Annotated in this window: 10 protein-coding genes and 1 pseudogene; 4 read left to right on the top strand and 7 right to left on the bottom strand. The window is 68.9% G+C overall.

The annotated features are described in order from the left end of the window. A partial coding sequence (locus I8N67_RS39735; RefSeq protein ID WP_307835508.1) for a transposase occupies nucleotides 1–515 on the bottom strand: 515 nt, incomplete at its 3' end. 259 nt (nucleotides 516–774) lie between these two features. Continuing rightward, nucleotides 775–1,884 (bottom strand): FAD-dependent oxidoreductase, encoded by a 1,110-nt coding sequence (locus I8N67_RS39730; RefSeq protein WP_200309172.1) that lies wholly within the window; start codon nucleotides 1,882–1,884, stop codon nucleotides 775–777. A gap of 70 nt (nucleotides 1,885–1,954) precedes the next feature. On the opposite strand from I8N67_RS39730, the gene I8N67_RS39725 reads away from it, so the two are divergent. Both I8N67_RS39725 and I8N67_RS39720 read left to right on the top strand, forming a co-directional pair. Then, nucleotides 1,955–2,635 carry a TetR/AcrR family transcriptional regulator gene (locus tag I8N67_RS39725; RefSeq protein ID WP_200309171.1) on the top strand — a complete coding sequence of 227 codons (681 nt, stop codon included), beginning with the start codon at nucleotides 1,955–1,957 and terminating at the stop codon, nucleotides 2,633–2,635. 97 nt (nucleotides 2,636–2,732) lie between these two features. After that, nucleotides 2,733–4,118, top strand: a complete 1,386-nt coding sequence (locus I8N67_RS39720) for a serine hydrolase domain-containing protein (RefSeq protein WP_200309170.1) — start codon at nucleotides 2,733–2,735, stop codon at nucleotides 4,116–4,118. A gap of 77 nt (nucleotides 4,119–4,195) precedes the next feature. On the opposite strand, the gene I8N67_RS39715 is transcribed toward I8N67_RS39720, so the two are convergent. Both I8N67_RS39715 and I8N67_RS39710 read right to left on the bottom strand, forming a co-directional pair. After that, the gene (locus I8N67_RS39715) at nucleotides 4,196–4,666 is read right to left on the bottom strand and encodes a GNAT family N-acetyltransferase (RefSeq protein ID WP_200309169.1); all 471 of its coding nucleotides are present in this window, start codon (nucleotides 4,664–4,666) and stop codon (nucleotides 4,196–4,198) included. Nucleotides 4,667–4,675: 9 nt separating this feature from the next. Continuing rightward, nucleotides 4,676–5,077 (bottom strand): MarR family winged helix-turn-helix transcriptional regulator, encoded by a 402-nt coding sequence (locus I8N67_RS39710; RefSeq protein ID WP_200309168.1) that lies wholly within the window; start codon nucleotides 5,075–5,077, stop codon nucleotides 4,676–4,678. A 21-nt stretch (nucleotides 5,078–5,098) separates the two neighbouring features. Between I8N67_RS39710 and I8N67_RS39705 the strand changes: the two are divergent. After that, nucleotides 5,099–6,106 (top strand): annotated as a pseudogene (locus tag I8N67_RS39705) (MFS transporter); the annotation flags it as partial. Between the two features lie 36 nt (nucleotides 6,107–6,142). Here the strand turns inward: I8N67_RS39705 and I8N67_RS39700 are convergent. After that, the gene (locus I8N67_RS39700; protein ID WP_200309174.1) at nucleotides 6,143–7,018 is read right to left on the bottom strand and encodes a GNAT family N-acetyltransferase; all 876 of its coding nucleotides are present in this window, start codon (nucleotides 7,016–7,018) and stop codon (nucleotides 6,143–6,145) included. Between the two features lie 840 nt (nucleotides 7,019–7,858). Between I8N67_RS39700 and I8N67_RS39695 the strand changes: the two genes are divergently transcribed. Beyond that, nucleotides 7,859–9,421, top strand: a complete 1,563-nt coding sequence (locus tag I8N67_RS39695; protein WP_200309167.1) for a globin domain-containing protein — start codon at nucleotides 7,859–7,861, stop codon at nucleotides 9,419–9,421. 45 nt (nucleotides 9,422–9,466) lie between these two features. On the opposite strand, the gene I8N67_RS39690 is transcribed toward I8N67_RS39695, so the two are convergent. Both I8N67_RS39690 and I8N67_RS39685 read right to left on the bottom strand, forming a co-directional pair. After that, on the bottom strand, nucleotides 9,467–9,949 hold the full coding sequence (locus I8N67_RS39690; RefSeq protein ID WP_200309166.1) for an NUDIX domain-containing protein: 483 nt from the start codon (nucleotides 9,947–9,949) through the stop codon (nucleotides 9,467–9,469). Between the two features lie 123 nt (nucleotides 9,950–10,072). Next, nucleotides 10,073–10,978 carry a LysR family transcriptional regulator gene (locus tag I8N67_RS39685; RefSeq protein ID WP_200309165.1) on the bottom strand — a complete coding sequence of 302 codons (906 nt, stop codon included), beginning with the start codon at nucleotides 10,976–10,978 and terminating at the stop codon, nucleotides 10,073–10,075. Nucleotides 10,979–11,171: the final 193 nt, after the last annotated feature.

Raw genomic sequence — 11,171 nt, 5'->3', positions numbered from 1 at the left:
CCCAGAAACCTTCCTCCGAGTTCCTCCCGGCTAAACCGGGGATATGACAGAGCGCCTCGTGGCGCAGCATGGGTGGAGTCGGTGCGCTGCTTGCCACCGGCCTTGACCAGCCCGGCCTCGCGGCAGTGCTCCAGCAGCCGGTCGAAGAGCACCCGTTCCATCCCGTCACCGGCCAGCCGGGCACGGAACCTCGACAACGCGCAGAAGTCGAAGCCGGTATCGGACAGTTCCGCGCCCAAGGCGTACTTCCAGGACAGCCGGTCCCGCGCCGCCTCCGCGGCCTGCCGGTCGGTGAGGTTCTCGGTGAACTGCAGCACCGTCACCACAGCGAGCAGGGCCGGGGACTGGGCAGGAGCACCACGACCGGGAAAAGCCCCGGCGAACAACGCGTCATCGAAGACCTCGGCCAGGTGGTCGCGGACCCGCATAGGAAGGCTTCCCTTGGGGAAAGCGGCACGGGCCGTACGCACTGTCTGTTCCGGAATGGGCGGCAGACCTACAGGCCGCATGGACACCGCACCGACCCCCTGCGGCCGGGGCAGACAGAACGACCGCACCGACGATCATGCCGAACAGCCCCAGACCGCCGCAGGCAATTCAGCAACAGAGTCGTGGATCGCCCAGTACCGGGAGCATGGGGGGCTGGACTCGCTCCCCGCAAGGCACCGACGCGGAAGTCGGAAATCGCGGTCGATGACCGATGGGTGGAGACCACGCTCGAGGTCGTGATCGTGCTGGCTGGACGACCGGTTTACCGGTCGTATTTGGTTACCTTTAGCCAGGTTGGAAGAATGTGAGCATTTTCTGGGCGGCGTCCGGCGACGTCAGTAGTTCCTGTATGTCCGCAGACATCCGGGCGGCAGCGCTGGTGCGTTCGAACATCTCGCGTTCGTATTCTTTGACGGCGGCGGGAAAGTCGTCCGGGTGCGCGGCCAGCGCGAGACCGAGCAGGGCGCCGTCGAGCAGTGCCATGTTGGCGCCCTCGCCCACCGGCGGCATCAGGTGCGCGGCATCGCCGAGCAGCGTGACGCCGGGCGTCGAGGGCCAGGTCAGGCCGACCGGGAGAGTGGTGATCGACCGAGGTACGACCGTGTCGTCGCAGGCCGCGATCAGCGCGGTGAACCGTGAGTCCCAGCCGGGGAGCAGGTCGATCAGCCGCGCCCGGGCGGCGGCCGGGTCGTCGAACGGGATCCTGCTGGTGGCGAACCAGTCCTCGGCGGTGTTATAGAAGCTGAGGCCGATGCGAACGCGGCCGTCGCCGTTGCGCTGCGCCGCCAGGGACAGTCCGTTGCCGAGCACCCAGTAGTTGCCGCGCCCGACCATCGCCGCGAGGTCTGGGTGCGTGCGGTCGATGTCGGGAATACCGACCTCGATGATGTTCTGGCCGATATGCGCCGGGCGGGCGTCGGTGAGCAGCGCGCGGACCCGGGACTGCGCGCCGTCCGCGCCGACCAGCAGGTCATACGTCGCACTCCTGCGGTCGGCGAAGTGCAGCAGGCTGTTGTCGGCGGATTTGAACGCGTGCCCCCAGCGCACCACGTCTTCGGGGAGGGAATCCAGCAGCAGGTCACGCAGATCGGCGCGGTCGACCTCGGGTCGCTCAAGCGGGGCGTCGTCGGGCGTGTCCTCCTGGAGCAGCAGGGTGCCATCCGGCTCGAGAAGACGCATGTCCTGGCCTTCACCACGGGCAATCGCGTAGAACTGGTCGATCAGACCAGCCTCGCGCAGCGCCCGCTGGCCGGAGTGGATGTCGAGCATGCCGCCCTGACCGCGCGCACCGCGCGACGATTCACGCTCATACACGACGGCGTCGATGCCGTTCACGTGCAGTACCCGGGCGAGGGCCAAGCCGCCCAAGCCGGCTCCGACAATGGCGATGGTCATGGTTGCCTCTCTCCGATACGACGTACTGGTCGATACACTGTATCGACCGATGCGGTGTATTGTCAGTGGCATGTTGGTGTGGGAGAGGCCGGAGCCACCGAATCGACCTGTGCCGGCCCCGTTGAGCCGGGAAGGGATCGTGCGAGCGGCGATCCAGCTGGCCGACGCGGACGGCCTGGAGGCGGTGTCGCTGCGCAAGGTCGCCACCGTGCTGGACGTCCGTCCGATGCGGCTGTACGGCTACATCGCCAGCAAGGAGGAGTTGCTCGACCTGATGGTCGACGCCGCCCACGCCGAGATCCGGCCGGTCGGAGACGGCTGGCGGGAGGTGCTCCGGTCTCTTGCCGAAGCCACTCGGCACGCCGCTCACGAGCACGAATGGCTTGCCGATCTGCTGGGTGGCCGACCCCAACTCGGGCCGCACGCGCTGGCCAGTGGGGAGGCCGTGGTGGCCGCACTGGGCGACGTCGACGTGGACGCCATCATGCCGGTGGTCGCCGCAGTCAACGCGTACGTGATCGGCGCGGTGCGTCGGGAGATCGCCGAGCGGCGTGCCGAGCGGGCCACCGGGATGGACGAGAAGCGTTGGCAGGCCTCACTCGGGCCCTATCTGGAGCGGACCTTCGCCACCGGCCGATTCCCCGCGCTGGCCACGGTGGTGCGCGATGCCGTCCACCTGGACGCCGACCACACCTTCCGGATCGGCCTCGACTTCCTGCTCGACGGTATCGAAGCCCGCATCTCAAGGTGACACGCGGTTGAAGGACTGGACCGGCCGTAGCGCCAGATCGGCGCTGACGTGTTGAAATGCGTTCGACTCGTGGTCCAGGGACCGATGAACTTGGCGCATGACAACACCTCAGGAAGAGCTGCTTCCCGCAACGCGCCGGGCTGTGCTGCACCGTATCGCCGTCGCTCAGGCCGAGGGGCGGGCGCCGTCGCTGGTCGCGGCGGTGGTCCGGGGCGGGGAGACGGTGTGGAGCGGGGCGCGGACCTCGGTGGAGGGCCATGCGCCGGACGCGAACGTGCAGTACCGGATCGGCTCGATCACCAAGACCTTCACTGCCGTACTGGTCCTGCGACTGCGTGACGAGGGTGTGCTGGACCTCGGCGACCCGCTGGAGAAGCATCTGCCGGGCACCGGCGCAGGGGAGGCCACCATCGCCGAACTGCTCGCGCACACGGGCGGCCTGGCGGCCGAGTCACCCTCGCCCTGGTGGGAGCGCACCCCCGGTTCCTTGCGCCCGGAACTCGCGGATGTGCTCGGCGAGCGACCCCACCGGCATCCGATCGGCCGCCGCTTCCATTACTCCAATACCGGCTTCACCCTGCTCGGCGCGCTCGTCGAGCAGTTGCGGGGCGCTTCCTGGGAGGACGTCCTGCGGCGCGAGGTGCTCGAACCGCTGGGCCTGCGCCGTACGACATGGCACTCGGAGGCACCGCACGCGGGTGGTTGGGCCGTGCACCCCTGGGCCGACGTGATGCTGCCGGAGCGGGTCGAGGACCTGGGCCGGATGGGCCCCGCAGGACAACTCTGGTCCACGGCGGCGGACTTGGCGCGGTTCGCGGTCTTCCTGGCCAAGGGGGACGACCGGGTGCTGAGCGCGGAGTCCGTTCTGGAGATGCGCACGCCGGCCGCGCCGGGGGAGGCCGCCGATATGTCGGACGGTTCGGCGTACGGGCTCGGGATGCAGCTTCAGCACCGGGACGGCCGGTTCCTTGTCGGCCACAGCGGTTCGGTTCCCGGCTTCCTCGCGAGCCTGACCCTCAGCGTCGAGGACGATGTGGCGGCTGTGGTACTCGTCAACTGCACCTCAGGGCCGGTGGCGTCGGAGGTGGCCGCCGACCTCGTACGCATCGTGGCGGAGGCCGAGCCCCGGATTCCCGAGCCGTGGCGGCCGCTGCCCGAAGTGGACCGCTCGCTTCTGGAGTTGGTCGGCCACTGGTACTGGGGGACGTACAGCTTCGTGCTGCGGCTCGTAGCCGACGGAGGTCTGTCACTGGAGCCGCTGTCCGCCACCCTGCGCAGGGCTCGTTTCCGGGTCAACGACGACGGCAGCTGGACCGGACTCAACGGCTACTTCGCGGGAGAGCTCCTGCGGGTCGTACGAAGGCCTGACGGGACCGTGAGCCACCTGGACCTCGGCTCGTTCGTGTTCACGCGTCAGCCGTACGAGGAGGGGGCTCCGGTGCCGGGCGGAGTGGATCCCGAGGGGTGGCGCGGGATCTCGTAGACCCGGTTCTGGTGGTGGGGTCTTGGTCGCGTTGTTTCACGTGAAACATGACCCCACGGACCGAAGGTGGGTCGGTCTCAGGAGGGAGGCCGTCCTTGAAGCGGCAGTTTGAAGCCCACGTGGGAGGCCTCGAAGCCGAGCCGCTCATAGAAGCGGTGGGCATCGAGGCGCGTGGCGTCGGACGTCAGCTGTACCAACTGACAGTCTTGCTGCAGTGATGCATCGATCGCCCACTCGATGAGTCGCGTACCGAGACCGCTGCCGCGCTCATCGGCGTGGACGCGTACGCCTTCGATGATCGAGCGGGTGGCGCCGCGCCTGGAGAGGCCCGGGACGACCGTCAGCTGGAGCGTGCCAACGACACGGCCCTCACGGACGGCGACCATCAGATGCTGGTTCGGATCGCAGCTCAGGTGCTCCAGCGCGGTGAAGTATGGGGCCAGGTCGTCCGGCGACTCGCGCTGGGCGCCCAAGGGATCGTCGGCCAGCATCGCGACGACCGCGGGGATGTCGTCCCGGGTCACCGGGCGAATCTCAAGATCTCCCATGCTCGCACCCTACGCGGGGGCGTTCAGTGACTCCACGACGCGGACGAGGGGGGCCAGTTCGGGGTTCTTGGCCGCCTCGTCGAGAGCCTCGCGCAGGGCGGCGTCATTCGTGGGGCGCGCCTCTGCGAGAAGACCGAGGCCGGCCTCGGAGACATCGGTGTAGATACCCCGGCGGTCGGTCGGGCACAGATAGCGCGCCAGCAGTCCGCGGTCTTCCATCCGAGTGACCAGCCGGGTGGTGGCGCTCTGGCTGAGGACGACCGCGTCGGCGACCTCCTTCATCTGCAGATGTCCGCCCTCGCCGTCGTGCTGGCGGCTCAGCACATCGAGCAGGGAGTACTCGCGCACGCTCAGGCCGTGCCCGGACTGCAGTGCGCGTTCGATGCGGGCCTCGATCCTCCCGTGCAGCAAGGAGAGAGCGCACCAGCCCGGCTGATGGGGCTGTTCATCGCGGGGAACGTGCTCTCCGCGCTCGCCCCCGTCTACTCCGTCATGCTGATCGGCCGTGTGGTCGCCTCGTTCGCCCACGGGGCCTTCTTCGGTATCGGCTCGGTGGTCGCGGCCGACCTCGTCGCCCCGGACCGGAAAGCAGGCGCCATCGCGATGATGTTCAGCGGCCTGACCGTCGCGAACGTCGTCGGAGTGCCGCTCGGCACGCTGATCGGGCAGTCCCTCGGCTGGCGGGTCACTTTCGCCGGGGTCGCGATGCTGGGTGTCGTCGGACTGCTGGGCATCGCCCGGCTGGTGCCCGAGATGCCCAAGCCGGACGGTGTGCGTCTGCGCCACGAACTGGCCGCCTTCAAGAACGTCCAGGTCCTGCTCGCCATGGCGATGACGGTGCTGGGCTTCGGCGGGGTCTTCGCGGCGATCACCTACATCGCGCCGATGATGACGCACACGGCCGGCTTCGCCGACTCCTCCGTCACCTGGCTGCTCGTCCTCTTCGGCCTCGGCATGGTCGGCGGCAACCTCGTGGGCGGCAAGTACGCGGACCGCGCGCTGATGCCTCTGCTGTACGTCTCCCTGGGCGCCCTGGCCGTCGTCCTCGCGCTGTTCTCGGTCACCGCGCACGACAAGATCGCCGCAGCGGTGACCATCGCGCTGGTCGGCGCCCTTGGCTTCGCGACCGTGCCGCCGCTGCAGAAGCGGGTTCTCGACCAGGCGCATGGCGCACCCACGCTGGCGTCGGCGGTCAACATCGGTGCCTTCAACCTCGGCAACGCGCTCGCCGCCTGGCTCGGCGGCCTTGTCATCGACGCGGGCCTCGGCTACACAGCCCCCAACTGGATCGGAGCCGCCCTCGCGGTGAGCGCGCTCGCGCTGGCGTTCGTCTCGACGACGCTGGAGCGCAGGGGGAGCGCCACCAGCACGGTTGTTGCGGGTGCGGGTGCGGGTGCGGGTGCGCCAGTGGCTGAGCGGCGGACTGAAGTCCACCGCTGATCGCCGTCGGCGAGCCGAACCCGCTGGCCCTGAGCCTCAGCCGGCTGCCACGGTCAGCGGGGCATACCGCCGGGTCCAATCACCCGGCAGCTCGGAAATTCCATAGGTCATCACCGAGTTGAAGGCGATCGATGCCAGGCCGCGTTCTTTGACCCACGCCAGCAGGTCCTCATGACGCACGTCGATGTCGGTGCGCAAAGGGCGGTCGGTGCGGGCGGCCAGGGAGGTGATGAGCGCCTTCGCCGTCTGTGTGTCACGGGCGATCAACGGGCCGACGACGTGGTCGTCCATGTTGGGCCAGGCGGCCGTGTAACCGATGATCCGGCCGCTCTCCTCGGCGACGCGCAACTGATCGGCAAAGGCGGGCAGCCGGGCAAGCATGGGGGTTCGATCCGTACCGAAGACCTCCTCGTCGAGTCGGAGGATCGTGGTGAGGTCCTCGGCCGTGGCTGGGCGCGTGGAGACCGCTGGCTCAGGACCGCCCGCTGTGAAATGCCCGCGGACCATCTCGGCCCGTCCGGTGACCTTGAAGCCCAACTCCTCATAGAGCGGACGTCCGTACGGAGTCGCATGCAGGGTCAGTGGAGTCGTGCCCATCTCCGAGACGACATGGCGCATCAGGCGGCGGCCGATGCCCTGACAGGCGTATCGCTCGGCGACCAGCATCATACCGATCGCCCCCAGATCCGGGCGGCCCGCCGGGCCGTACTCGGTCACCACACAGGCGGTGACCAGGCCGCCCTCGGGGTCATCGATGCCGTACCCGGTCCCGGCCGCGAGCAGTAGCCCCCACTTGTGCTCCTCGCGGGGCCAGCCCCGGTCCTCGGACAGGTCGGCGCAGGCGCGGAGATCGCGGGGCGTCAGACGGCGGATGGGCAGAGCGGCGGGGGAAGGTGTCGGCGCGCTGGCCAGGCTGTCCGACCTGAGCCCATGGCGTCCACCGGTTTGCGGTCAGACGTACGCCCTTTTGGTCATCTCGTGCACAACCGCACAGTGCGCGGACAGATGTTTCACGTGAAACATCCGCATCCAGGCACACGCGAGCAGGCGCGGAGATCCAGGACCGGGGTGCTGCGCCGTCATCTCGCTCCCGCTCTCCCGCTCTCCCCCTCGCTCCTCGTCGAGTGGCTCACGGCCTGTGGTGTGCATGCGGCATACGTTTCGTGCTCCCCCTGTGTACGCGTCGCATACGGCGGCTCGCATCTCCGATGCGGCACTCTTCGACGCTCTGCCGATCTCGGTGGCCGTTAATGTCGACCGGCCGCTGGCGGAGCTCGTCTCGGCTTCGTACCTGGGTGGAATCTATGGAATGTCTATGAATTGGTGCGGCGCGCCCGGTAATTGAAGGAATTGCTGATTCGCCCCCGTTGAATTCCCGGTACGGCAAGGGGGGGCTTGTGTGTGACGCGCCTGCCGGTAGGGTCGAGTCCGGTTCGTGTCCGAAGCGAGATGCAGTCGTCTCATGGCGGAGGTGCGAACGCAGCTCAATGCAGCCTAACCGGACAGGAAGATCGGAGACCTGCGTTTACCGTTACGAGGTGGGGTTGCTCGTGCGCTGTGGAACGCTGCGGTGGGTGCTGCGGCCCACGTCACACTCTCATCCTCTTGTCCGTACGGATACTTGTCCGTAGGGAGCGGGAATCCAGGTGGAATGCGGCCGCATTGGCCGAGGGTGACGAACAGAAAAGCTAGGCCGTCCGCGGGGGAAAGCATGCCACTTCCGACTGGGGAAGTGCGCAGATCGACCGAAAGATGTTCGAGGCGAGGCACACCATGGACGCTCCGACCACCACGTCCGCCGGCAACGGCACTTCGGGGGACAGTGACGGAAGCGGCTGGTTCACAGCGCGCACGCAGCCCGCGTCTCCCGGCGGGGAGCAGGAGCCCGAGGGTAACCGCCTCGCCGCCCTGCGGCCTGTGGGTCGGTCCCAGGAGCCGCTGGGTGGCCCACCGCGGGACCGGGACAGTGCCACGCGGGAGCGAATACAGACCGTCGGAGAACGTCCCTCCAGTACCCCGCCCAGCGCCCCGGCAAGTACCCCGCCCAGCGCCCCGGCAAGCACCCCGCTCAGCCCCCCGGCAAGCACCCTGCCCAGCGCTCCACTCAGCCCCCCGCCCGGTCAGGCCGCCGCGGAGCACGACTCCGAGCACTCCGTCTTCGACGCCAGGGTCCCCGTCCAGCGCACCGGCCGCCCGGAGGGCTCCCCCGATGCCCTGCTCATACGGCGGACCATGGCCGAGGTCGGGCCCGTCGCCGACAAGGTGACTTCGTACTTCTACGCGCTGCTCTTCGTCCAGCACCCGGAGCTGCGCTCCATGTTCCCCCCGGCGATGGATGCCCAGCGGGACCGCCTGCTCAAGGCGCTGCTGACCGCCGCCGAGCACATCGACAACACCCCGGTCCTCGTCGACTATCTGCAGAACCTCGGCCGCGGCCACCGCAAGTACGGCACCCAGGCCGAGCACTACCCGGCCGTCGGCGAGTGCCTGATCGGTGCGCTGAGCCGGTATGCCGAGGCGAGCTGGAACGACGAGACCGAGGCGGCCTGGGTCCGGACGTACACGACGATCTCCCAGGTGATGATCGACGCGGCGGCCGCCGACGAACTGCGCGCTCCGCCCTGGTGGCTCGCCGAGGTTGTCTCGCACGATCAGAGAACCGCCGACATAGCGGTCATCACCGTGCGTCCGAACCAGCCGTACCCCTTCCTCGCCGGGCAGTACACGAGCCTGGAGACTCCCTGGTGGCCGCGGATCTGGCGGCACTACTCGTTCGCCTCGGCCCCCCGCTCGGACGGACTGCTCTCGTTCCACGTGAAGGCGATCGCCGCGGGCTGGGTCTCCAACGCGCTCGTGCACCGGGCCCGGCCCGGCGACGTCCTGCGCCTCGGCCCGCCGGCCGGCGCGATGACCGTCGACCACACCACGGCCGACGGACTGCTCTGTCTGGGCGGCGGCACCGGCATCGCGCCCATCAAAGCCATCGTCGAGGACGTCGCCGAACACGGGCGGCACCGCCCCGTCGAGGTCTTCTACGGCGCCCGCACCGGCAACGACCTCTACGACCTCGACACTCTGCTGCGGCTGCAGCAGAGCAATTCCTGGCTGGAGGTCCGCCCGGTCGTGGACCGGCACGGACTGCTCCAGCTGCCCGACGCCATACGCGACCACGGGCCGTGGAACGGATACGACGCGTACCTCTCCGGCCCGCCCGGCATGATCCGCAGCGGGGTGGACGCGCTGAAGGGCGCCGGCATCCCCACGGAGCGCATACGTCACGACTCGGTGGAGGAACTGGTGGCCGCCGGAGACTGACCGGCGAAGTCTCCATGCGGAGCGGCTGGTGCAGCGAGGGGTATGTCAGCCCAGATCGGGCGCGTGCATCGCCCGTACGCCTTCGATGTTCCCGTCCAAGTAGTGCCGCAGGGACAGCGGGACGAGGTGGACGGAGGCGATGCCGACCCGGGTGAAGGGGATGCGCACGATCTCGTACTCACCCAGGGGCTCGTCCACCTCGGGGCCGTGCCGTTTGGAGGGGTCCATGGACTCCAGGCGGCAGACGAAGAAGTGCTGGACCTTCACACCGGTGGTGCTGCTGTCCTCGCCGATGTGTTCGACGGTGTCCACGAAACAGGGCACCACGTCAGTGATCTTGGCGCCGAGTTCCTCGTGCACTTCGCGGTGGAGCGCGTCGACGACAGTCGTGTCCTCCGGCTCGACCCCGCCGCCCGGTGTGAGCCAGTAGGGATCGACGCCGGGCTTGGTCCGCTTGATGAGGATCAGGTCCTCGCCGTCGAGCAGAATGGCGCGAGCGGTGCGCTTGACCACGGGTCGTACGGTCATGGGAGAAATGTGGCCCTCGATGTTCCACGTGAAACATCGCCGAACCGAGGAAGAAGGGCGCCCTGGCGCACGCGGGTGGCTCGCCGAGAGCCTTCTTCTCCACGGCGGGGCTTCCGGGCCGTCTCAGGACCAGCTCACCGCAGCCCGCAGCAGCCACTCGTGCGCCCGCGCGATGTGCGGCATGCCCAAGGAGCCGGTACGGACCACCAGGAAGTATGTCCGCAGCGGGGGGACCGCCGGTTCGAGGAGCGCGACGATGTCACCGCGTTCCAAGGCGGGGGCGCACAGATAGCGGGGCAGTACGGCCAGGCCGGCGCCGGAGATCGCACAGGCGAGGACCGCGCGCAGGTCCGGGACGACGACGGTGCCGGACGCGGCGGGCCGGGAGTCGAAGACCGAGGCCCAGTAGCGCGCTATGAACGGCAGCGACTCGTGCACCTCGACCACGGGGAAACTGTCCAGCGCGTGCGCCCCCTCGCGGCACAGTTTGCCGGCGCCGATGCGGTCCGCCCAGCGCGGGGCGGCGACCAGGACATGCTCCTCGTCGCAGAGCGGGGCCGCGGTGAGCAGGGCGCCACGCGGCTGAGCGGTGGTGATGGCCAGGTCGTGGTGCCCGGCGGCGAGGCCCTCCAGGGTCTCGCTGGCGTTCCCGAAGGAGACCCGGAGCGCGAAGCCCTGGCCGTCGTCCCCGGTCAGCTCGGTGAGAGCGGGCAGGGCCCGCTCGGCGGTGAACTCCGGTGGGCCGGCGAGGTGGAGGGTCCGTAAGGAGGAGTCGTCGTCGAGGCCGGTCTCGGCGATCTCCACCAGCGCGTCGAGATGCGGCGCCGCCTTGTGGGCGAGCTCGTCTCCGACGGTCGTCGGGGTGACTCCCCGGGCCTGACGCAGGAAGAGCGGGCGGCCCAGCTGGCGTTCGAGGGTGCGTATCTGTGAGGTGACGGCCGGCTGCGAGAGGCCGAGCAGGGCGGCGGCGCGGGTGAAGGAACCGGCCCGGTGCACGGTCACGAAGGTTCGCAGTAAGGCCAGATCCATGGTCGCCCTCCCCTCGCCGCCTGTGGAGCGCCCAACTATAAATAAGTCGATAGGCCCCTGTCGCTACTGTGATTGGACACTGACACAGAGTCAACTAGCCTTGTTCGCGCGGTTCTTCGCGCGCAGAACCGAGGACGGTCCGAGCCACGAGGGGGGAGGTTCGGACCGTCCGTCGTACGTAGCGGAGCTAGAC

It is taken from the genome of Streptomyces adelaidensis, assembly GCF_016598475.1.
Classification (GTDB): Bacteria; Actinomycetota; Actinomycetes; order Streptomycetales; family Streptomycetaceae; genus Streptomyces; species Streptomyces adelaidensis.
This window is presented reverse-complemented; position numbering and strand designations above follow the sequence as displayed.